Annotated in this window: 20 protein-coding genes; 15 read left to right on the forward strand and 5 right to left on the reverse strand. The window is 64.1% G+C overall.

The features are described 5' to 3' along the window. Positions 1 to 51 precede the first annotated feature (51 nt). The 3 genes from purD (at position 52) to BLL38_RS04755 (ending at position 4,942) form a co-directional block, all read left to right on the forward strand. Positions 52 to 1,344, forward strand: coding sequence for a phosphoribosylamine--glycine ligase (gene purD, locus BLL38_RS04745; protein ID WP_076961505.1), 1,293 nt, complete (start codon positions 52 to 54; stop codon positions 1,342 to 1,344). A 103-nt stretch (positions 1,345 to 1,447) separates the two neighbouring features. Then, positions 1,448 to 4,225, forward strand: a complete 2,778-nt coding sequence (locus BLL38_RS04750) for a hybrid sensor histidine kinase/response regulator (protein ID WP_076961506.1) — start codon at positions 1,448 to 1,450, stop codon at positions 4,223 to 4,225. Between the two features lie 120 nt (positions 4,226 to 4,345). Further along, on the forward strand, positions 4,346 to 4,942 hold the full coding sequence (locus BLL38_RS04755) for a MarC family protein (protein ID WP_003171467.1): 597 nt from the start codon (positions 4,346 to 4,348) through the stop codon (positions 4,940 to 4,942). Positions 4,943 to 4,951: 9 nt separating this feature from the next. Here BLL38_RS04755 and BLL38_RS04760 read toward each other — a convergent pair whose 3' ends face one another. The 5 genes from BLL38_RS04760 to cobG all read right to left on the reverse strand — a co-directional run bounded on the left by BLL38_RS04760 (position 4,952) and on the right by cobG (position 10,318). Next, positions 4,952 to 5,734 carry a hypothetical protein gene (locus BLL38_RS04760; RefSeq protein WP_076961507.1) on the reverse strand — a complete coding sequence of 261 codons (783 nt, stop codon included), beginning with the start codon at positions 5,732 to 5,734 and terminating at the stop codon, positions 4,952 to 4,954. 298 nt (positions 5,735 to 6,032) lie between these two features. After that, the gene (cobJ, locus tag BLL38_RS04765) at positions 6,033 to 7,670 is read right to left on the reverse strand and encodes a precorrin-3B C(17)-methyltransferase (RefSeq protein ID WP_076961620.1); all 1,638 of its coding nucleotides are present in this window, start codon (positions 7,668 to 7,670) and stop codon (positions 6,033 to 6,035) included. Beyond that, the gene (locus BLL38_RS04770; protein WP_373562154.1) at positions 7,670 to 8,404 is read right to left on the reverse strand and encodes a precorrin-2 C(20)-methyltransferase; all 735 of its coding nucleotides are present in this window, start codon (positions 8,402 to 8,404) and stop codon (positions 7,670 to 7,672) included. Before BLL38_RS04770 ends, cobJ begins: the two co-directional genes overlap by 1 nt. Beyond that, on the reverse strand, positions 8,401 to 9,027 hold the full coding sequence (locus tag BLL38_RS04775; protein ID WP_076961508.1) for a precorrin-8X methylmutase: 627 nt from the start codon (positions 9,025 to 9,027) through the stop codon (positions 8,401 to 8,403). Before BLL38_RS04775 ends, BLL38_RS04770 begins: the two co-directional genes overlap by 4 nt. Next, positions 9,020 to 10,318, reverse strand: a complete 1,299-nt coding sequence (gene cobG, locus BLL38_RS04780) for a precorrin-3B synthase (RefSeq protein ID WP_076961621.1) — start codon at positions 10,316 to 10,318, stop codon at positions 9,020 to 9,022. The genes BLL38_RS04775 and cobG overlap by 8 nt, the downstream gene beginning before the upstream one ends. A 112-nt stretch (positions 10,319 to 10,430) precedes the next feature. On the opposite strand from cobG, the gene cbiE reads away from it, so the two are divergent. From cbiE to BLL38_RS04840, 12 genes are all read left to right on the forward strand, one after another. After that, positions 10,431 to 11,636, forward strand: coding sequence for a precorrin-6y C5,15-methyltransferase (decarboxylating) subunit CbiE (gene cbiE, locus BLL38_RS04785; protein WP_076961509.1), 1,206 nt, complete (start codon positions 10,431 to 10,433; stop codon positions 11,634 to 11,636). Continuing rightward, positions 11,633 to 12,358: a cobalt-precorrin-6A reductase gene (locus tag BLL38_RS04790; RefSeq protein ID WP_076961510.1), complete on the forward strand. Its 726-nt coding sequence runs from the start codon at positions 11,633 to 11,635 to the stop codon at positions 12,356 to 12,358. The genes cbiE and BLL38_RS04790 overlap by 4 nt, the downstream gene beginning before the upstream one ends. Positions 12,359 to 12,414: 56 nt before the next feature. Continuing rightward, positions 12,415 to 12,747, forward strand: a complete 333-nt coding sequence (locus tag BLL38_RS04795) for a type II toxin-antitoxin system RelE/ParE family toxin (RefSeq protein ID WP_076961511.1) — start codon at positions 12,415 to 12,417, stop codon at positions 12,745 to 12,747. A gap of 5 nt (positions 12,748 to 12,752) precedes the next feature. After that, positions 12,753 to 13,076 (forward strand): helix-turn-helix domain-containing transcriptional regulator, encoded by a 324-nt coding sequence (locus BLL38_RS04800; protein ID WP_076961512.1) that lies wholly within the window; start codon positions 12,753 to 12,755, stop codon positions 13,074 to 13,076. Positions 13,077 to 13,178: 102 nt separating this feature from the next. After that, on the forward strand, positions 13,179 to 13,574 hold the full coding sequence (locus BLL38_RS04805; RefSeq protein WP_076961513.1) for a DUF2946 domain-containing protein: 396 nt from the start codon (positions 13,179 to 13,181) through the stop codon (positions 13,572 to 13,574). Between the two features lie 45 nt (positions 13,575 to 13,619). Next, positions 13,620 to 14,102: a copper chaperone PCu(A)C gene (locus BLL38_RS04810; RefSeq protein ID WP_076961514.1), complete on the forward strand. Its 483-nt coding sequence runs from the start codon at positions 13,620 to 13,622 to the stop codon at positions 14,100 to 14,102. 19 nt (positions 14,103 to 14,121) lie between these two features. Continuing rightward, positions 14,122 to 14,544, forward strand: coding sequence for a DUF2946 domain-containing protein (locus tag BLL38_RS04815; RefSeq protein WP_076961515.1), 423 nt, complete (start codon positions 14,122 to 14,124; stop codon positions 14,542 to 14,544). A 94-nt stretch (positions 14,545 to 14,638) separates the two neighbouring features. Next, on the forward strand, positions 14,639 to 16,714 hold the full coding sequence (locus tag BLL38_RS04820; protein WP_076961516.1) for a TonB-dependent copper receptor: 2,076 nt from the start codon (positions 14,639 to 14,641) through the stop codon (positions 16,712 to 16,714). An 87-nt stretch (positions 16,715 to 16,801) separates the two neighbouring features. Continuing rightward, positions 16,802 to 18,184 (forward strand): PepSY-associated TM helix domain-containing protein, encoded by a 1,383-nt coding sequence (locus BLL38_RS04825; RefSeq protein WP_076961517.1) that lies wholly within the window; start codon positions 16,802 to 16,804, stop codon positions 18,182 to 18,184. Positions 18,185 to 18,469: 285 nt separating this feature from the next. Next, positions 18,470 to 19,258 (forward strand): ABC transporter ATP-binding protein, encoded by a 789-nt coding sequence (locus BLL38_RS04830; protein WP_076961518.1) that lies wholly within the window; start codon positions 18,470 to 18,472, stop codon positions 19,256 to 19,258. Beyond that, the gene (locus tag BLL38_RS04835) at positions 19,255 to 20,202 is read left to right on the forward strand and encodes an ABC transporter substrate-binding protein (RefSeq protein ID WP_076961519.1); all 948 of its coding nucleotides are present in this window, start codon (positions 19,255 to 19,257) and stop codon (positions 20,200 to 20,202) included. Before BLL38_RS04830 ends, BLL38_RS04835 begins: the two co-directional genes overlap by 4 nt. After that, positions 20,199 to 21,209, forward strand: a complete 1,011-nt coding sequence (locus BLL38_RS04840; protein WP_076961520.1) for a FecCD family ABC transporter permease — start codon at positions 20,199 to 20,201, stop codon at positions 21,207 to 21,209. The genes BLL38_RS04835 and BLL38_RS04840 overlap by 4 nt, the downstream gene beginning before the upstream one ends. Positions 21,210 to 21,214 lie beyond the last annotated feature (5 nt).

Below are 21,214 nucleotides of genomic sequence, written 5' to 3' on the forward strand. Positions count from 1 at the left end.
AAAGCCGCCCACAGAGCCCCCAAGAATTTTGCTTCATCCGAGGTTTTTGAAATGAATGTTTTGATCATTGGCAGCGGTGGCCGTGAACACGCTCTGGCCTGGAAAGTCGCCCAGGACCCACGCGTACAGAAAGTCTTCGTCGCCCCCGGCAACGCCGGCACCGCCATTGAAGCCAAGTGCGAAAACGTCGCCATCGACGTCTTGGCCCTGGAGCAACTGGCCGACTTTGCCGAGAAGAACGTGTCCCTGACCATCGTCGGCCCTGAAGTGCCGCTGGTGGCCGGTGTCGTGGACCTGTTCCGCAGCCGTGGCCTGGACTGCTTCGGTCCGACCGCCGGCGCGGCCCAGCTGGAAGGCTCCAAGGCGTTCACCAAGGATTTCCTGGCCCGCCACAAGATCCCGACCGCCGACTACCAGAACTTCACCGAGATCGAGCCGGCCCTGGCTTACCTGCGTGAAAAAGGCGCGCCCATCGTGATCAAGGCCGATGGCCTGGCCGCCGGCAAAGGCGTGATCGTGGCGATGACCCTGCAAGAAGCCGAAGACGCGGTGCGCGACATGCTCGCCGGCAACGCCTTCGGTGACGCCGGTTCGCGGGTGGTGATCGAAGAATTCCTCGACGGCGAAGAAGCCAGCTTCATCGTGATGGTCGACGGCAAGAACGTCTTGCCGATGGCCACCAGCCAAGACCACAAGCGCGTCGGCGACGGCGACACCGGCCCGAATACCGGCGGCATGGGGGCCTATTCCCCTGCCCCGGTGGTCACCGCCGACGTACACCAGCGTGTAATGGACCTGGTGATCTGGCCGACCGTGCGTGGCATGGCCGATGAAGGCAATGTCTACACCGGTTTCCTGTACGCCGGGCTGATGATCGACAAGGCCGGCAACCCGAAAGTCATCGAGTTCAACTGCCGCTTCGGCGACCCGGAAACCCAGCCGGTGATGCTGCGCCTGCAGTCAAGCCTGGTGCTGCTGGTGGAAGCCGCCCTGGCCCAGGCCCTGGACAAGGTCGAAGCCCAGTGGGACCCGCGCCCGAGCGTCGGCATCGTGCTGGCCGCCGGTGGCTACCCTGGCGACTACGCCAAGGGTGATGCGATCCAGGGCCTGGACGCAGCGGCCACCCTGGAAGGCAAGGTGTTCCATGCCGGGACCGCGCTCAAGGATGGCCAGGTAGTTACCGCAGGTGGCCGTGTGCTGTGCGCCACCGCCATGGGCGCCAGCGTCGATGCCGCCCAGCAGCAAGCCTACACGCTGGCCGCGAAGATCGACTGGCAGGGCTGTTTCTACCGCAAGGACATCGGCTACCGCGCCATTGCCCGTGAGCGGGGCGAAAATCAGTAAAACAGCTATCCGTTCGGCTAGGCAGGGGCCTTTTGCCCTTGCCGTCCGATTACGGTCCCGCGCATAGTTAACCCCGTGCATTAACCTACGAAGGGATTTCGCCGTGCGCTGGCTCAGGATCGCCATAGTTTTTACTGTCAGCTTGCTGACCCTGCTCTGTCTGTTGCCGGCCCAGGCCGTTGCCCAAGGCAGCGGCTGGGCTGTATTGCTGGATGAGCAGGCTGACCTGCAACTGAGCGACATTCGCTCCCCACGCTACACCAACCAATTCAGCCCCATCGAACTGGACCGGATCACCGCCGCCGAGCCCAATGGTGCGCTGTGGGTGCGCTTCAAGCTGCAACCCGGCAAGCACGAGCAAGTGCTGCGGGTCTTCGCGCCAGACCTGGCACACCTCAATCTGTATGTGCTGGACGGCGACACGCTGATCGAGCAACTGAACACCGGCACCCGCCAGCCCCAGGCCGAACGCCCGCTGCCCAGCAGCGACTTCATGCTGCCCATGCCCCAGAGCCAGAAGCCCCTGGATGTGTATGTGCGCCTGGTCTCGGAGCATGAACTGCGGCCGTACCTGACCCTGGAACCGGCCGTGATGGCCGCGGCCAACCAGACCCAGACGCTGGTGTATGGCCTGCTGTTCGGCTGCCTGCTGATGCTGATCCTGCACAACCTCGCACGCTACGCCTACCATCGCTCGCGCAGCAGCCTGTGGCTGGCGGCCTGCGAAGTGCTGCTGCTGCTCAGCCTGTTGCTGCTGCTCAACCTGCTGGGGCCGTGGCTGCCGGACTGGCACGCCATCCAGACCCCAGGCGCTTATATGGCCTTGCTGCTGACCGCGCCCTGCGGCTTGATGTTCGCCTACCGTTTCTTTGCGCCCCTGGGTCCGCACCCGCTGAACAAGCTGCTGATGGCGGATATCCTGTTGATCGTGCTATGTGGCCTGTTGCTGTTGTTCGTCAACACCCTGCCGCTGAATATCATCACCTACGCCCTGGTGGCGTTGGCCGGCCTGAGCATGCTGTTTGTCTCGGCCTACCACTGGCAAAAAGGCTACCGGCCGGCGCGGCTGTTCATGCTCGCCATGCTGGTGTTCAACACCGGCACGCTGATTATCCTGCCGGCCCTGCTGGGCCTGACCCTGGTGGCCCCGCAAGGCCTGATCATCACCCTGCTGGCGGTGATCTGCCTCAGCGGCCTGTTGATGAGCCAGGCCCTGGGCGAGCGCCAGCGCAGCATTGTCGAGGATCGCTTCAGCCTCAGCCGCGACCTGGCCGCCAGCAACGCCGAAATCGCCGCCAAAGCCGAGTTCCTGGCAAAGATCAGCCATGAAATCCGCACGCCCATGAACGGCGTGCTGGGCATGACCGAGTTGCTGCTGGGCACGCCGCTGTCGGTCAAGCAGCGCGACTATGTGCAGACCATCCACAGCGCCGGCAATGAACTGCTGACGTTGATCAACGAGATTCTCGACATCTCCAAGCTCGAATCCGGGCAGATTGAACTCGATGATGTGCAGTTCGACCTCAATGCCCTGATCGAAGACTGCCTGAGTATTTTCCGCGCCAAGGCCGAGCAGCAGAACGTCGAGCTGATCAGCTTTATCCAGCCCCAGGTGCCACGGGTCATCAGTGGCGACCCGACGCGCCTGCGCCAGGCCCTGTTGAGCCTGCTGGAAAATGCCCTGCAAAAGACCGACGAAGGCGAAGTGCTGATCGTGGTGGCCCTGGATGAACGCAGCAGCAAACCGCGCCTGCGCATTGCCGTGCAAGACAGCGGCCTGCCGATGGAAGCCGCCGAGCGCGATGCCCTGCTGCACAGCGAACTGCACAGCAAGAACTTCCTCTCGGCCACCCGCCTGAGCGGCCACCTCGGCCTGGTGATCGCCCGCCAACTGATCCTGTTGATGAATGGCGAGTTCGGCATCAAGGCGGGCAGCCAGCAAGGCAGCACGCTATGGCTGACCTTGCCCCTGGACCCGGAGCGCCTGGAGCACCCGACTTCCGACCTCGACGGCCCGCTGCAAGGCGCACGGGTGCTGGTGGTGGACGACAACGACACCTGCCGCAAGGTCCTCGTGCAGCAATGTACCGCCTGGGGCCTGAATGTCAGCGCCGTGCCGTCGGGCAAGGAAGCCCTGGCCCTGCTGCGCACCAAGGCGCACCTGCGCGACTATTTCGATGTGGTGCTGCTGGACCAGAACATGCCCGGCATGACCGGCATGCAACTGGCGGCGAAGATCAAGGAAGACCCGAGCCTGAACCACGACATCCTGCTGATCATGCTCACCGGCATCAGCAACGCGCCGAGCAAGATCATCGCGCGCAACTGCGGGATCAAGCGCATCCTGGCCAAACCGGTGGCCGGCTACACCCTCAAGACCACCCTGGCCGACGAGTTGACCCAGCGCAGCAAAGGTGTGGTCCAGCCACGCCATGCCGCGCCGAACGTCCCCGTCGCCATTACCGTGCCCAGCGATTTCCGCATCCTGGTGGCCGAAGACAACAGCATCTCCACCAAAGTGATTCGCGGCATGCTCGGCAAGCTCAACCTACAACCCGACACCGCCAGCAATGGCGAGGAAGCCTTGCTGGCGATGAAGGCCCAGCGCTACGACCTGGTATTGATGGACTGCGAAATGCCGATCCTCGATGGCTTCTCCGCAACCCAGCAATTGCGGGTCTGGGAAGTCAGTAACCAACGCACCCGCACGCCGGTGGTAGCACTGACCGCGCACATCCTCTCGGAACACAAGGAGCGCGCGCGCCAGGCCGGGATGGATGGGCACATGGCCAAGCCGGTGGAGCTGTCGCAACTGCGCGAGTTGGTGGAGTACTGGGTGACACAGCGTGAGCAGCCGACGGAGCAGGCGCATACGTCCTGAATCACCCACATCCCTGTGGGCTTGTGTGGGAGCTGGCTCCCACATTTGCTCGGTGTCGCTCTTTCGAGTCGCAGTCCTGATAAACTCCCCCTCGCCCTCCCTTCGCTGTGAGCTCCCGCCATGCTCCACGTGTTGTTCAGCGTTTATTTGAAGATGCTGGTGCTGTACAGCCCCTTCTTCGTCTTGTCCTGCTTTATCAGCCTGACCCGTGGCTATTCCAGCAAGGAACGCCGACGCCTGGCCTGGAAGGTCGCGCTGGCGACGCTGGTGTCGAGCGTGTTGCTCTACCTGTTCGGCCGGGTGATTTTCAGTGTGTTTGGCATCACTGTGGATGCCTTTCGCATCGGCGCCGGCAGCGTGCTGTTTATCTCCGCCCTGGGCATGGCCCAGGGCAAATCGGCAGTGCAGACTGACAATGTGCAGCAGGATGTGACCATCGTCCCGCTGACCATCCCCTTGACCGTCGGCCCCGGCACCATCGGCGCGCTGCTGGTGATGGGCGTCAGCCAGCCCCATTGGGATGACAAGCTCACCGCCATTCTCAGCATTGCCCTGGCCAGCCTGACCGTGGGCGTGGTGCTGTACCTGTCCAACCGCATCGAACGTATCCTCGGCGACCAAGGGCTGCAGATTGTCAGCCGCCTGATGGGGTTGTTCGTGTGCGCACTGGCGGCACAGATCATCTTTACCGGCGTACGCGGTTACCTGGTGCCCTGAGTCCCCCGGTCAAATCCGATATTGGGCGATGGCCAGCAAGACCTTATCGCCTGCACTCTCGCGCAGTTGCTTGAGCGTGGCATCGTTGACCGCTGCGGGATTGAGCATCAGGCAGGTCTGGCCGCTATAGGCTTCGACCGTGGAGCTGTCCCATTCGAGAAAAGGAATGCCCACTTTCTGGCTGACGCCGTGGGCGCTGTAGGTCACCAGCACCATCAACACTTCACCGTCGACTTCGGAACAGGAGGCCAGGCCAAAGTCGCCACCTTCATGATTGACGACGTTGCGCTTGAACAGATCAAACGGTGCCGACAGCTGCTTCAAGGCCTCGAAAGCATCCGCCGCCAACTTGGGCAGCGCCATGGCCAGGGAACCGGAAAGGAACGTCGAGGCCACCGTAGACGTGATGATGTTCAACGCCGCCATCTGCACAGACAACCCCTTCACAGAGGTGGTGACCCGCTCGAAACTACTGCGTATCGGCAACCACCCCAGGCTGGTCATGACCTTGATGAACTCGTCGTACCAGGCCTGCGTGCCACGCGCCAGCTTCAGCACATCACTCACGTAGCTGCTGGCCAGCAGATAACTCTTGCGGGTGTACTCCTTGTTGAGACGGCTCATGCCCGCGACAAACGAAAACACACTGTTATTGATCACCGCGCCATTCAAGTCACCCTCGGCCTGGACCGGCCCTGGCGGACTTGACGGCTGCCTGGTCAGCGGCAGTCGGTAGGCCGCAATCAGCTTGTTCTTTTTTGCCATATTGATTCGTTTATGTTTGCGCTCCATAACTGTTTCTCCACTAAAACCCACACGGGCTTACAAGAAACACTAGTCGCCCGATTGAACTTTTTTCAGTAGGTACGCCGAGGGTTATTACGCTGTAGGAAGGTTCTACATATTCTAAAACCCCCGCAAACACTGGGGATCGGCGGGCACCGGATAACGGCTGTCTTACTTTCTGCAACTAAAAGAGAGGAACCGTTAAATGTGTTGCGAAATCGCGGGGCCGAATACAGAAATTTCCGTCAGATCGGTTTGAGCTTTTCGGACACATCAGCGACCCCAGGGCGGGGTCGCCGAGACTTCAGGAGGCAGGTTTCTCGCCATACCAGCGCGGCGTGTACACCCACTCACCGCCACCTACCCGAGGGAACGTGCAGGTGGTGGACGACCCGATCAGCACCATGGTGCGCATATCCACCTGGTCCGGGGTCAACTGGCCCAGGGTGGTGGTGCGCAGCGTCTGCCCGGGGCGGCCAATATCGCGCCCCAACACCACCGGCGTGGCGGCAACGCGGTGCTGGGCGACGATCTCCAGGGCACGCCCCAGTTGCCAGGGGCGCGAACGGGAGATGGGATTGTAGAACGCCAGGGCCAGGTCGGCCTCGCACGCCAGGTCCAGGCGTTTCTCGATGATCGACCAGGGCTTGAGGTTGTCCGACAGCGACATCACACAGAAGTCATGCCCCAGCGGCGCACCGGCCTGGGCCGCCGTGGCGAGAGACGCCGAGACCCCCGGCAGGATTTCCAGCTCGACCCGTTGCCAGGCCGGGTCGCTGGACTCGTGCAACGCCTCCAGCACCGCCGCGGCCATGGCGAACACGCCAGGGTCGCCGGAAGACACCACCACCACCGAACGGCCCTGGGCCGCCAGCTCGAAGGCATGCCGCGCCCGTTGCATCTCTTCGCGGTTGTCGGTGCAGTGCTGCACCTGGTCGGCCCGAAACGGCCCGGCCATGCGCACATAGGTTTCGTAGCCCAGCACATCGCTGCAACGCGCCAGTTCAGCCTTGACCGCCGGCACCATCAGCTCGGCAGCGCCAGGGCCCAGGCCGATCACCGCAAGGCGGCCACGGGGGCGGCCCAGTTGCGCCAGGTCCACCGGCGCGGCGCTAGAATGGATGACCAGCTCCGGCCCGGCGGCCAGCGCCGTAAAGCGCAGCGGTACGCCCAGTTCCAGCGCCGCTTCATGCAATTGGCCGTTGGCCATGTCGGCAGTATCGGCCAGCAGGCACGCCAGGGACTGCACGGCGATGCCCTCCTGCTGCAACGCCTGGCGCACCCGTGCAGCCAACTCGGTGCCGGGACGACAGGCGACCCAAGTGTTTTTCGGATAGATCAGCAACTCGTTGGCCGCCGGCACCCGCTCGGCGCTGCCGACATGGATGCTCAGGCGCGCCTGCTGGTCCTGCGCCAGGTTGGCCTGGTCCAGCCATGGCGCGGCGCCTTCGATACGCACGTGCTCGCCGGCCAGCAGGTCCGAGACAAAGCGCTTGCCCAGCTCAAGGTCTGCCAGTTGATAACCCTGGGGCGGGTTGAGCAGGCAGGTGCCAAAGCGCAGTTCACCACTGGTGGTAATCGCGGCCGCCACCCCCAGGGCTGCGGCGATTTCCCGCGCCATAAGATTCACCCCGCCCAGGCCCCCAAGCAACGGCACCACCGCACTGCCGTCTTCAGCAACGGCCAGCACCGCCGGCTCCTCGCCTTTTTCCAGCAGCAGGGGCGCCAGGGTGCGGATCACAATCCCGGCCGCGCACAGGGCAATGATCGGCGTGCCCTGCTGATACAACTGGCGCAGGGTCGCGCCAAATTCGCTATAGGCCTGGTCGGCGCCCTCCACCCGGCCGGCCAGGCCGTGGATCAGGGCGCCGGGGTACACCTGCTGGAGGCTGCGCGCGGTGGCCAGGCTGCCCTGGCCGAGGATGACAATCGCCGGCGTTATCACCCTTGCCACCTTTCGCCCGGCACGATGATCAACGAGAAATACGGCGAAGACATCGGCTCGACCTGATCCAGCGCGACGATTTTCTGGTTGGCCATGGTGGCGCGCTCCACATACAGCGCGCGCCCGGCCAGCCCCAGTTCCTCCAGCACCTGGCGCACCTTGGTGAAGTTGCGCCCCAGCTTCATGATCACCGCCGCATCGGCATCCGCCAGGCGCCGCTTGAGTTCGTCATGGGGCAGCACGCCAGACAAGACCGACAGGCTCTGGTTGCGATACACCAACGGCGCCCCCAGCACCGAGGCACCACCGAGCATCGAGCACACGCCGGGGATGACCTGGGCCTCGTAGCGCTCAGCAAGGCGGTCGTGCAGGTACATGTAGGAGCCGTAGAAGAACGGATCGCCTTCGCAGATCACCGCTACATCGCGCCCGGCATCCAGGTGCGCGGCCACATCAACACTGGCGGCGTCGTAGAAATCGCTGATCACCTGTTCATAGGACAGCGGCGCCGGCAAGGCTTCGGTGGTCACCGGGTACACCAGCGGCATCAGCGTCTGCTCGGGCACCAGGTGCTCTTCGATAATGCCGAACGCATTGCCCTTCTTGCCCTTGGCGACAAAGTACGCGACCACCGGCGATTCGCGCAGCAGGCGCAGGGCCTTGAGGGTGATCAGTTCCGGGTCGCCGGGGCCGACGCCCAGGCCGATCAAACGTCCACGCGCCGGCATCATTCGACCTCCGTGGCCAGGGCGTTAACCGCCGCGGCGGCCATTGCACTACCACCCAGGCGGCCCTGCATGATCACAAACGGCACGCCACGGCTGTCTGCGGCGAGCATCGCCTTGGACTCGGCGGCGCCGACAAAACCCACCGGGAAACCGAGGATCAGCGCCGGCTTGGGGGCGCCGGCGTCGAGCATTTCCAGCAGGTAGAACAAGGCCGTCGGGGCATTGCCGATTACCACCACGCTGCCTGCCAGGTGCGGGCGCCACAGTTCCAGGGCGGCCGCAGAACGGGTGTTGCCCAGCTCCCGCGCCAGCTCGGGCACGCTGTCGTCGCGCAAGGTGCAGATCACCTCGTTGTTGGCCGGCAGACGCGCCCGGGTCACGCCTTCAGAAACCATCCGCGCATCGCACAGGATCGGCGCACCCGCGGCCAGGGCTTCGCGCCCGGCCTTGCCCGCGCCTTCAGAGAACTGCAGACCGTCGATGGCCTCGACCATGCCGCAGGCGTGAATCACCCGCACGGCGAGTTTCTCCAGGTCGGCGGGGATGCGATCCAACTTGGCCTCTGCGCGAATGATCGCAAAGGAGTTGCGATAGATCTCCTGACCGTCGCGGATGTAATCAATCATCGGTGCTGCTCCGTGGACGGGCACGCAACACGGCGCCCGCCGCTTCAATAGAAAGGTTGTGCGCGTGCAGGCGGCCGAAACCCGGCTGGCCTGCATCGCGAAAATAGAGGTCGTAGTGCCCGGTGCCCACCGCCAGCAAGGTGACCGGGGCAATGTGCGCCGCAGCACACGTGCGCGGGCAGCCAGACAGGTGCACATCAAGGCCATGGCCCTGAAGCAACGTGGCCAGGTGCAGGGCGTCGGCCTTGGTGTCGGCCTGGGCCTTGGCGCAGCCGCTGGACCCGGTGCAGGCAATCATCCGCGCCAGGGCCTGGTCGGCCGAACAGAGGAAGCCCAACTGCGCCAGGCCTTCGGCAACGCGCGCGGCAACGTCCGGCGCCAGATTGGGCAGCAGCAAGCCTTGCCATGGGGTGAAGCGCAATGTGTCGTCGCCATACTCCAGGGCCAGTTGCGCAGCGCCACGCAGCATGGCCGAGTCCAGGCGCCCCAATGGCGTGAGCGCCGCCACATAGACCCGCTGCGGTTGGCGCTGTGGATAAGTGCCCAGGCGCAAGCTGCTCGGGCTGGCGCGGCGGCGATAGCCATCGGCGGGGAGCAACGGCAGGCGCAAACGCCCGACGAAGTTATCCACAGGCGTTTGCGCCAGCACCTCGCGCATGCGGTTCTGGTCGGGGCGGGCCAGGTCGAGGAATAGCTCCAGCACCGCGACGACCAGCCCATGCCCTTGTTCCACAGGGACAGCGGCCAGCGGCGGGTCTTGCGCGGGGCAACCGGCCAGGCCGAACGCCAGCCAGGTCTGGCCCTGTGCGGCATAGGCCGATAACCACAGGTCGTGATGATGTTCGAGCATCGCCAGGGCTTCGCCGCCATCCAGTTGCACGGCGAACTTGGCCGATAACTCATGGAAACGCGGATGGGTTTGCAGGGTGGCGAGGATCTGCTCCGCCAGGGGCCGGGTGTCCAGCAGCATGTCGCGGTCGATGCCTGCGCCGGGGCTGAGCATCACATTGCGCACATCATCACCGCCGGCGGTGGTCGGGCCCAGGCCGACGGCCAGCAGCTGGGCGATCAGGCCGTCATGCTCCGGGCCGATGCCGCGAATCTGCAGGTTGGCGCGGTTGGTCGCCTCGATCACCCCACCGGCGTAAGTCTGCGCCGCGTGTGCCACCGCCTGCGCCTGCGCGGCGGTGATGGCCCCACCGGCCAGTTTGATCCGGCAAATCCCGCCATCCAACGCCTGGACAATACGCAGCAACCCCGGGCAACCCGAGGGACGTTTGCTGGTGGACAGAGGAAGTGGCTTCACGGGGGGCTACCGGTTCACGGGTAAAGGCGCGGTATTATGCCTGCTTTGTCCGGCGGCATGAAAAGCCTGCCCGTCGGATGTCGTTCAAGGAATCAATATGTCGCCCTGGCTGACGGTAGTAGGCATCGGTGAAGACGGCTTCAAGGGCCTGGGCAGGCATGCCCGGCATGCTCTGTTGCGCGCCTCTCGTATCATTGGCGGCCAGCGCCAGCTGGATTTGCTGCCGGTGTGCATCCGCGGCGCACGCGAGCTGTGGCCCAGCCCATTTTCCCTGGAGCCGCTCCTGGCCCGGCGCTTTGAGCCGGTTTGCGTACTGGCCAGCGGCGACCCGATGCTCTACGGTGTCGGTGCCAGCCTGGCGCGGCAGGTGGCGGCAGATGAGCTGTTGATCCTGCCGGCGCCCTCGTCGGTATCGCTGGCGGCGGCACGCCTGGGCTGGCCGTTGCAGGATGTGCTGACACTGTCGGTGGTCGCCCGCCCGGTGGCCGCGCTCAATGCCCACTTGGCCAGCGGTGTGCGCTTGCTGGTATTGAGCAACGACGGCCAGAGCCCGGCCGCCCTCGCCGCGTTGTTGCGCGCCAGCGGGTTTGGCCCGAGCCGCCTGAGTGTGTTTGAACACCTCGGTGGCACCGCCGAGCGGCGCATCGATGGCCACGCCGAAAGCTGGCAAGACCCGCCGCTTGCCGCGTTGAACCTGGTCGCCATCGACTGCCTCGCCGACGCCAATACCCCGCGCCTGTCGCGCTTGGCCGGCCTGCCGGATGCGGCGTTCCAGCATGACGGACAACTGACCAAACGCGATGTGCGGGCCATGACCCTCGCCCGCCTCGCCCCAACCCCCGGCGAATTGCTGTGGGATGTGGGCGCCGGCAGCGGCTCGATCGGCATCGAATGGATGCGCGCCCACCCCAGTTGCCGCGCCCTGGCGATTGAAGCCGATGCGGGCCGCCAACAGTTGATCGAACACAACCGCGATGCCCTCGGCGTGCCGGGCCTGCAATTGATTCGCGGCAGCGCGCCCCAGGCCCTGGCAGGGTTGGAAGTGCCCGATGCGATTTTCATCGGCGGCGGCGTGACCCGCGACGGCGTGCTCGACACCTGCTGGCAACACCTGCGCCCGGGTGGGCGGCTGGTGGCCAACGCGGTGACCCTGCAAAGCGAAATGACCCTGATGGCCTGGCGCGCACAGCACGGCGGCGAACTGACCCGCCTGCATGTGGCCCAGGCCCAGCCCCTGGGCGAATTCGACACCTGGCGCCAGGCACTGCCCATCACCCTGCTTGAAGTGATCAAGCCACGATGAAACGCATCCTGCTGCTGGGCGGCGTCACCGAAGCCCTGACCATCGCCCGCACCCTGGGCCCGCAACATATCTACAGCCTGGCCGGAATCGGCCGGGTACCCACCGACCTGGCGTGCCAGGTGCGCGTCGGTGGCTACGGCGGTGCCGAGGGGTTGGCGCAGTTTGTCCGCGCCAAGCACATCAGCCTGATACTCGACGCCACCCACCCCTACGCCGCACAAATCAGCGCCAACGCCGCCCAGGCTGCGCGCTTGTGCGCGATCCCCTGCTGGGCCCTGCGCCGTCCCGCATGGCAGCCACAACCCGCTGATGACTGGCGCGAAGTCAGTGACTGGGCCGGGCTGGTCGAGGCCCTGAAACCCTTCCAGCGCCCACTGTTCACCCTTGGCCGCGAACCGCTGCAACACCTCGACGAAATCCCCGCCGGGCAGTTCTGGACCTTGCGCGCACTGGACGTCTACCCCGGCAACGAGCGCTGCGAAGTGATCGGCGCCCGTGGGCCGTTTTTGCTCGAGGATGAACGGGCATTGTTTGAACGACGGCAGATCGATGTATTGATCAGCAAAAACAGCGGCAGCAGTGCCACCGAACCCAAGCTGCAAGTGGCCCGCGAGCGCGGCGTGCCGGTGGTGGTTTTGCAGCGGCCGGTGTTGGCGGGGGCGGATCGGGAGTTTTTGACGTCCCAAGAAACACTCACAGCGTTGGCAGATTTCACTCAATAAGTCAGGATCGCTCGCTTGCTTGATTAGTAACCTATTTGTTACCTTCGAGGCGAGCGATGATTGAGATCGAAGAATATAAACGCGACGGCCAAACCAGCCCATTCAAACAATGGTTTTTATCCCTGAGCGTCCAGGCACGTCTTAAGGTTTCAACATCATTGCTTCGGCTAGAAATGGGCAACACCAGCAATATCAAGTGGTTCGATGGGATGGGGGAATACCGGATCGATTGGGGCCCGGGGTATCGAATTTATTTGATACAGGAAGGCCAGCGCCTAATCATCCTGTTCGGTGGGGGCGATAAGTCCAGCCAGAAAAGAGATATCAGGGCTGCAAAATCGCTGATCCGCGATTATCAACGCGACAAAAAAACGGAACAAAAGAGGTAGCCAGCATGGCACTTACCCGCAGTTATAAACTCACGATTGCCGAAGCCGCCCAGCGCGACCCAGAGTTTGCCCAGGCACTCCTCGACGAGGCTGCTACGCTATTTCTCAACGGCGAACCAGAATTGTCCCGCATCATTCTGCGCGACCTGGTCAACGCCACTGTTGGTTTTGAGGGTTTGGCAAAGGAGACGGCCAAGCCGAGCAAAAGCTTGCATCGCATGCTTTCGGCTCATGGCAACCCAAGCATGGATAACCTGGCTGCGATATTTGCGGTACTGCGAAAGGGACTTGGGGTCGATATGCAGGTGCATGGCGTTCCCGTTACATAACTTGGGATCACTGCGACACCAAACCACACCAGCAACTTTTACTTATGCCCCCCGATCAGGCTAAATACCCACTTGATCGCTTAACTCTACGGATTGTCCGCCATGGCCCGTCAACGCTTTGCATTTGCCTGGATCGCCTGCCTTGCAGTGCTGTTCAATGCGTTTGCCATGCCGAACGCTTGGGCAATGCAGCAAGGCAAAAGCCCTGCCGAGCAATTGCTGTGGGGCAGTTTCTGCTCGTCCACCGGCAACAAGCTGGTGGCGATGTCCCTGGGTACGCTGGAGATACCGGCGCCGCAACAGGACGAGCACTCCAGCATGCAGCATTGCTGGTGCTGTTCGGGCTCGGCGCCGTTGGTGGCGCTGCCGGGGCATGTGCCGCAGTTGTATCTGACCCGGATCGACCCGGCGCCTGGCCTGCCATCGCCGGCCCTGCAAGCCCCGACCCCGCGCCAGCAATGGCCGAGCCTCAACCCCCGCGCCTCTCCTACCGTTTGATCACTTCGCAATCGAACTGCGTTTGAATCGTTCTGGAGAACTGCCATGCTCAAATCTTCCCTGCTTCTGGCGGCTTTGCTGCTGCCTGTGTTCGGTGCTGCCAATGCCGATGACTACAAGGCCGGCGACCTACTGGTGAGCGATCCCTGGTCCCAGGAATTGCCGCCCAATGCGCCGACGGTCGCCGCCTACTTTGTGATCCATAACCAGGGTGAAGCCCCGGACCGCCTGCTCAGTGCCGATACGCCAGTGGCGGCCAAGGCCGAGCTGCATGAGCATGTGATGCAGGGCGACCTGATGAAAATGCAGCAGGTGCCCAGCGTGGCCGTGCCGTCCAAGGGCGAGTTGACCTTCGCGCCGATGGCTTATCACGTGATGCTCCTGGACCTGAAGGATCGCAGCCAGTTGCGCGATGGCCAGCACTTCCCGCTGACCCTGAACTTTGAAAAGGCCGGGCCCGTAAAAGTGCAAGTCTCGGTACAAAAAGCACCGCCGATGGCCAACCACGCGCACCAGCACGCCCAGTAACCACCACAGGCCGCTCCCCATGGGTGCTCCCGCCAACCGGTCGACCCTGCACCGCCGCCAGCCCCTGAGGCTGGCCCACGGCAGCTGGATCAGCCTGTTCGCCATGCTGATGATTTTTATCGGACCGCTGATTTCCCAAGCGATGCCGATGGATCATCACGCCGGCATGTCCATGCAGATGTCCATGGACGACGTCTGCCATGCCGCGCCCCAGCCCCCGGCCGACCCTGCCAAGGCCCCCGCCGCCGACCACGTGATGTGGGAGAAGTGCGGCTATTGCAGCCTGTTGTTCAGTTGCCCGGCCCTGCCTGGCAGCGTGTCATTTGTGGCCCTCGGCAGCCCGCCGCCGGCCACTGGCCTGATCCCCGTACCGCGCCTGGGCCATGCCCGGCAGAGCATTTTCCCCGGCGCCCGCAGCCGCGCCCCACCCAGCCAGTCGTAAACCGCCAATCACACACCACTTCGCACGGCCGCCTTCACACAGACAGCCCCAGGCTGCTGGCCGTGTTGTTTACGACTGATGGATGGAATTTTTCATGTCCAGGTTTCCTGCTGACACCCGTATGGGATGTACCCCTGTGCTCGCCGTTTTGTGCGGTGCACTCTTGACGCCACAGGCCTATGCCGACGACCACGCCGAACACCACAATGAGCTGAGCCCGACGGTGATTACCGGCGTTGCCCCCAGCTCCCCACTGACCATCGTCACCAACCCCAAGGACCCGCGCCAGCCGGTGCCGGCCAGTGACGGCGGCGACTACCTCAAGACCATCCCCGGCTTTGCCCTGGTGCGCAACGGCGGCACCAATGGCGACCCGGTCCTGCGCGGCATGTTCGGCTCGCGCCTGAATATCCTCACCAACGGCAGCATGCTGCTCGGTGCCTGCCCAGGCCGCATGGACGCGCCCACCTCCTATATCTCGCCGGAAACCTACGACAAACTGACGGTGATCAAGGGCCCGCAAACCGTGCTCTGGGGCCCTGGCGCCTCGGCCGGCACGGTGCTGTTCGACCGTGAGCCGGAGCAGTTCGGCGAACTCGGCACGCGGGTCAATGCGAGCATCCTCGCCGGTTCCAACGGGCGCTTCGACAAAGTAGTGGATGCCGCCGCCGGTGGCTCCCAGGGTTATATCCGCGTGATCGGCAACCAGGCCCACGCCGATGACTACAAGGACGGTAACAACGACACCGTCGCCTCGCGCTACGACAAATGGAATGGCGACGTCGCCCTCGGCTGGACCCCGGACGCCGACACCCTGCTGGAGCTCACCGCCGGCCGTGGCGATGGCCAAGCGCGCTACGCCGGACGCGGCATGGACGGCTCGCAGTTCCTGCGCGAAAGCCTCGGCCTGCGCTTCGAGAAGTCCAATATCGGCGAGGTGCTGGACAAGGTCGAGGCCCAGGTCTACTACAACTACGCCGACCACGTGATGGACAACTACAGCCTGCGTACGCCGTCGGGCACCGGGATGATGGCCGGGCCCATGGCCTCCAACGTCGACCGCCGCACCCTCGGCGCACGGATCAAGGCCACCTGGCGCTGGGCCGATGTGCAACTGATCAGCGGCATCGACGCGCAGACCAACGAGCACCGCCAGCGCGGCAGCTCCGGTATCGACACCTACAAGGACCTGCCGCGCACCAAGGACGCCGACTTCCATAACTACGGGGTGTTTGGCGAGCTGACCTGGTACGCCGCCGACAATGACCGGCTGATCACCGGCGCCCGCCTGGATCGCGCCTCGGCCAAGGATTACCGGCAAAGCATCGGCAGCGGCATGATGAGCCGCGCCAACCCCACCGCCGGCGACACCCGTGCCGACACCCTGCCGTCCGGCTTCGTGCGCTATGAACACGACCTGGCCGACAGCCCCACCACACTCTACGCAGGCCTCGGCCACGCCGAGCGCTTCCCGGATTATTGGGAGCTGTTTTCGCCCAAGCTTGGCCCGGCCGGATCAGTGAACGCCTTCGACGCGATCAAGCCGGAGAAAACCACCCAGTTGGACTTCGGCCTGCAGTACAAGACCGCTGAGCTGGAGGCCTGGGCCTCCGGGTACATCGGCCAGGTGCGCGACTACATCCTGTTCAACTACACCCCCGGGATGATGGGCATGACCTCCCAGGCGCAGAACATCGACGCACGGATCATGGGCGGTGAATTGGGCGCCGCCTACAAGCTGACGTCCAACTGGAAAGCCGATGCCACCCTGGCCTATGCCTGGGGCAAAAACAGCAGCGACGGCAAGGCCCTGCCGCAAATGCCGCCGCTGGATGCACGCTTCGGCCTGACCTACAGCGAAGACGACTGGAGCGCCGGCGCCTTGTGGCGCGTGGTGGCGGCGCAAAACCGCATCGACCAGAACAAGGGCAACGTGGTCGGCAAGGACTTCGCCAAGAGCGGCGGCTTTGGCGTGTTCTCCCTCAATGCGGCGTACCGCATCAATAAGAACTTCAAGGTCAGTACCGGTGTCGACAACCTGTTCGGCAAGGCCTACGCCGAGCACCTGAACCTGGCCGGCAACGCCGGGTTCGGCTACCCGGCCAACGACCCGCAAGCCATCAACGAACCGGGGCGCACGCTCTGGACCAAGGTGGATATGAGTTTCTAACAACCGGTGGGAGACGGCTTTATGTGGGAGCGAGCAAGCCCGCTCCCACCGACCGACCTATAAATAAAAACCTTGCGGAGCACCCTGATGAATCCACCAAAGATTTCCTTCTACAACCTGGCCTGGCGCTGGCATTTCTACGCCGGGCTGTTTGTTGCGCCCTTCATGGTGTTGCTGGCCGTGACCGGCATCATCTACCTGTTCAAGCCCCAGCTGGACCCGCTGATGTACGCCGACCTGCTCAAGGTCGAGCCCGCCGCGCAGACCCTCAGCGCCGACGAGCAACTGCAACGGGCGAAGGCTGCCTACCCACAAGCCACCCTCAGCAAATACCTGCCACCGGTGGACGCCAGCAGCAGCGCGCAATTTGTCCTGCACAATGCCGGCCACGAACTGACAGTGTTCGTCGACCCCTATCGCGGCAACGTGCTCGGCGAGCAGGACGCGACCTACAACCTGCAAGCCATCGTCCGGGCCCTGCACGGTGAGTTGATGATCGGCACCACCGGCGACCGCCTGATTGAACTCGCGGCGGGCTGGGGCGTGATGCTGGTGGTGTCCGGCCTGTACCTGTGGTGGCCACGGGGTAGATCCGCCGCCGGCATCCTGTGGCCGCGCCTGGGCGGTCGCGGGCGCCTGTTCTGGCGTGACCTGCACGCGGTCACCGGGTTCTGGGGCGCGGCGTTCCTGCTGCTGATGATCCTCAGTGGCCTGACCTGGACCGGCTTCTGGGGCAAGCAATACGCCGATCTGTGGAACCACTTCCCAGCAGCGATGTGGAACGACGTACCGCAATCCGACCAGCAGGCCCGCAGCCTCAACACCGCCACGCAACAGACCGTGCCCTGGGCCCTGGAAAACACGCCGTTGCCGATGTCCGGCGAGCATGCCGAACACATGCAACACGGCGACATGCACCACGGCCCGGCCGCCCCCGCGATCAGCCTGCAACAGGTGGTGGACCTGGCCACCGCACGCCAAGTCGAACCGGGCTACAGCATCACCTTCCCCGCCACGGCCACGGGCGTGTTCACCATCGCCATATTCGCCAATGACCCGCGCAATGACGCCACCCTGCATGTCGACCAATACACCGGCAAGGTTCTGGCCGATGTGCGCTGGGAGCACTACAACACCGTGGCGCGGGTCACCGAGTCCGGGGTGATGCTGCACGAGGGCAAGATGTTCGGCATGGTCAACCAGATCATTGTGCTGCTGGTGTGCCTGATGATTCTGCTGAGTGCGGTCAGCGGCCTGGTGATCTGGTGGAAGCGCCGGCCACAGGGTGGCCTGGGGGTTCCGCCGTTGCGCCATGACCTGCCGAAGTGGAAGACTGCAATGGCGATCATGCTGGCCCTGGCGATTATCTTCCCGCTGGTCGGCGCCTCGCTGATCGGGGTGTGGGTCTTGGATCGGCTGGTGTTGGCGCGCTGGTTCAAGCAACGTGAGTCGGCCTCATCTTCGGCATGAGGTTGGCGAGATGCCCTACATAGAGGCGTTATGTATCTTACGCGGGCTTTCATCACCAACCTAAGAAGTGTTAACTTATAACACTTGCAGCATTGCCCCCCCACTCGAAGCCAGCAGCCAGTACCGTGACGGCGGACTACACATGCACCCTGTGGGAGCGGGCTTGCTCGCGATGGCTGAGTGTCAGTCGATACATTAGTTGACTGATACACCGCCATCGCGAGCAAGCCCGCTCCCACACAAGCCCACTCCCACACTGGATCGCTGCTTGACTTGAGATATTTGATGCCCACACTCAACCTCCACCACCTCGCCTGGTCCCCCCAGGGCCTGGGCCACTGTCATCACCAGTTCCACCTGCGTGATGCCAGCCTGCAGGTGGGGGCAGGGGAGTTTGTCGGGTTGATCGGGCCCAATGGCAGCGGCAAGACCAGCCTGTTGCGCTGCGCCTATCGCTTCAGCAAGCCCGAGCAGGGTGAAGTGCGCCTGAATCACCAGAACGTGTGGAAGCAATCCTCGCGCTGGTGCGCCCAGCGCATTGCCGTGGTGCTGCAGGAGTTCCCCGACGCCTTCGGCCTGCGGGTCGATGAAGTGGTCGCCATGGGCCGCACCCCGCACAAAGGGCTGTTCGACAGCGATACCCCGCACGACCGCCAACTGATTCAACAGGCCCTCCACTCCGTCGGCCTGCTGGGCTTTGAAGACCATGCCTTCGCCACCCTGTCCGGCGGTGAAAAGCAGCGCGTGATCCTCGCCCGCGCCCTGGCCCAGCAACCGCAATTGCTGATCCTCGACGAGCCGACCAACCACCTCGACCCGCGCTACCAACTGGAGCTGCTGGGGCTGGTCAAGCGCCTGAAGATCGGCACCCTGGCCAGCATCCACGACCTGAACCTGGCCGCCGCCTTCTGTGATCGCCTGTACGTGATCAACCATGGCCGTATCGTCGCCAGCGGCACGCCCCACGAGGTGTTGACCGCCGAACTGCTGCGCGAGGTGTTCGGGGTCGAGGCCTTGATCGATACCCACCCCCTTTCCGGCTACCCGCGAATCACCTGGATAACCCAACCATGATCCTGCGTTCCCTGCTGTGCCTTGCCCTGCTGTGCGGTGCAAGCCAGGCCTTTGCCGAGGCCACTCGCTACCCGTTGACGATCCAGAGTTGCAACCGCGAAGTGACCTTCAACCAGGCCCCCGAACGCGCGGTCAGCCACGACATCAACATGACCCAGATGATGCTCGCCCTGGGCCTCAAGTCGCGCATGGTCGGCTACAGCGGCGTGACCGGCTGGAAGGCGGTGACCCCGCAAATGGCCACCCTGCTTGACGGCCTGCCGGAGCTGGCGAGCAAGTACCCGTCGGTGGAAACCCTGCTCAATGCCAATGTGGATTTCTTCTTCGCTGGCTGGGACTACGGCATGCGCGTGGGGGGCGACCTTACCCCGCAAACCCTGCAACCGTTGGGCATCAACGTGCTGGAGCTGACCGAGTCCTGCGCGTTCGTGATGAAGCGCCCGGCGGCAACCCTGGACGATACCTATAACGACCTGCGCAACCTGGGCCGGATCTTCGATGTGCAGGACCGCGCCAACGCCCTGATCGCCCGGATGCAGGCCCAGGTCGGCGCGGTGCAGGACACCCTGCCCGCCGAAAAACCACGGGTGTTCCTCTACGACAGCGGCGAAGACCGCGCCATGACCTCCGGCCGCCTGGGCATGCCCCAGGCGCTGATCGCTGCCGCCGGCGGGCGCAATATCCTCGACGACGTGGACGCCAGCTGGACCCGGGTCAACTGGGAGACGGTGGTGGAACGCAACCCCCAGGTGATCGTGATCGTCGACTACAGCGAAATCACCGCCGAACAGAAAATCCAGTTCCTGCTGGATAACCCGGCCCTGCAAGCGGTGGACGCGATCAAGCAGCGGCGCTTTATCGTGATTCCCTACGTGCAGGCCACGCCGGGTATCGACAATGTACTGGCGGTAGAAACCCTGGCCAAGGGGTTCCACGGCCAATGATCGAGCGCCGCTATGCCTTGCTGCTCGCCACCCTTGGCGCGGTGCTGCTGGCCTCCTGTGTGGTCTCGCTGGGCTTTGGTTCGGCGCGGGTGCCGGTGGACGTGGTGTGGCGGATCCTGCTGCACAAGGCCCTGGGTATCGGGGCGGTGGATTGGGCGGTGGGCCAGGAACATATCGTTTGGCTGATCCGCGTGCCGCGCATGTTGCTCGGCGCGCTGGTGGGGGCCGGGCTGGCGCTGATCGGCGCGGTCTTGCAGGCGGTCACGCGCAACCCGCTGGCCGATCCGCACCTGCTGGGGGTGACCTCGGGCGCCACCCTGGGCGCAGTGATTGTGGTGTTGCATGTGGGCGAAATCATCGGCCTGCTGACCCTGCCCATCGCCGCCTTTATCGGCGCGCTGCTGAGCATGCTGGTGGTGCTGGCGGTGGCCAGCCGCAATGGTCGGCTGGAGAGTGATCGCCTGTTGCTGTGCGGGGTGGCGGTGTCATTCGTGATGATGGCAGCGGCTAACCTGCTGCTGTTCATGGGCGACCATCGCGCCGCCTCGGCGGTGATGTTCTGGATGCTCGGCGGCCTGGGCCTGGCGCGCTGGGAATTGCTGGCGGTTCCCAGCCTCACCGTGCTGCTGGGCCTGCTGTTGCTGCTGGGCATGGCGCGCCCGCTCAATGCGCTGATGGCCGGCGAGCAGACCGCCGTGACCCTGGGCCTGAATGCGCGCAATGTGCGCCTCAAGGTGTTCTTGATCGCCTCACTGCTGACCGGCGTCCTGGTGTCGATCAGCGGCTCCATCGGCTTTGTCGGGCTGATGGTGCCGCATATCGCCCGGCGCCTGGTGGGCGCCGAACACCGGCGCCTATTGCCGGTGTGCGTGCTGTTGGGCAGCCTGTTCCTGGTGTGGGTCGATGTTGCCGCACGCACCCTGATCGCCCCCGAAGACCTGCCCATTGGCGTAGCCACGGCGGCGATTGGCGGGTTGTTTTTTATTGGCCTGATGCGCCGGCGCTAAAGGGC

The sequence above is a fragment of the Pseudomonas gessardii genome, from assembly GCF_001983165.1.
Classification (GTDB): Bacteria; Pseudomonadota; Gammaproteobacteria; order Pseudomonadales; family Pseudomonadaceae; genus Aquipseudomonas; species Aquipseudomonas gessardii.

Bases quoted from the DNA above. Each gene is read 5' to 3' on its own strand.
- BLL38_RS04810 (WP_076961514.1), top strand. From the start codon at position 13,620: ATGCTCAAATCTTCCCTGCTTCTGGCGGCTTTGCTGCTGCCTGTGTTC.
- BLL38_RS04830 (WP_076961518.1), top strand. From the start codon at position 18,470: ATGCCCACACTCAACCTCCACCACCTCGCCTGGTCCCCCCAGGGCCTG.
- BLL38_RS04770 (WP_373562154.1), bottom strand. From the start codon at position 8,404: ATGATGCCGGCGCGTGGACGTTTGATCGGCCTGGGCGTCGGCCCCGGC.
- BLL38_RS04825 (WP_076961517.1), top strand. From the start codon at position 16,802: ATGAATCCACCAAAGATTTCCTTCTACAACCTGGCCTGGCGCTGGCAT.
- BLL38_RS04760 (WP_076961507.1), bottom strand. From the start codon at position 5,734: ATGGAGCGCAAACATAAACGAATCAATATGGCAAAAAAGAACAAGCTG.
- BLL38_RS04775 (WP_076961508.1), bottom strand. From the start codon at position 9,027: ATGATTGATTACATCCGCGACGGTCAGGAGATCTATCGCAACTCCTTT.
- BLL38_RS04805 (WP_076961513.1), top strand. From the start codon at position 13,179: ATGGCCCGTCAACGCTTTGCATTTGCCTGGATCGCCTGCCTTGCAGTG.
- BLL38_RS04835 (WP_076961519.1), top strand. From the start codon at position 19,255: ATGATCCTGCGTTCCCTGCTGTGCCTTGCCCTGCTGTGCGGTGCAAGC.
- BLL38_RS04755 (WP_003171467.1), top strand. From the start codon at position 4,346: ATGCTCCACGTGTTGTTCAGCGTTTATTTGAAGATGCTGGTGCTGTAC.
- purD (WP_076961505.1), top strand. From the start codon at position 52: ATGAATGTTTTGATCATTGGCAGCGGTGGCCGTGAACACGCTCTGGCC.
- BLL38_RS04800 (WP_076961512.1), top strand. From the start codon at position 12,753: ATGGCACTTACCCGCAGTTATAAACTCACGATTGCCGAAGCCGCCCAG.
- BLL38_RS04790 (WP_076961510.1), top strand. From the start codon at position 11,633: ATGAAACGCATCCTGCTGCTGGGCGGCGTCACCGAAGCCCTGACCATC.
- BLL38_RS04815 (WP_076961515.1), top strand. From the start codon at position 14,122: ATGGGTGCTCCCGCCAACCGGTCGACCCTGCACCGCCGCCAGCCCCTG.
- BLL38_RS04795 (WP_076961511.1), top strand. From the start codon at position 12,415: ATGATTGAGATCGAAGAATATAAACGCGACGGCCAAACCAGCCCATTC.
- BLL38_RS04840 (WP_076961520.1), top strand. From the start codon at position 20,199: ATGATCGAGCGCCGCTATGCCTTGCTGCTCGCCACCCTTGGCGCGGTG.
- BLL38_RS04820 (WP_076961516.1), top strand. From the start codon at position 14,639: ATGTCCAGGTTTCCTGCTGACACCCGTATGGGATGTACCCCTGTGCTC.
- cbiE (WP_076961509.1), top strand. From the start codon at position 10,431: ATGTCGCCCTGGCTGACGGTAGTAGGCATCGGTGAAGACGGCTTCAAG.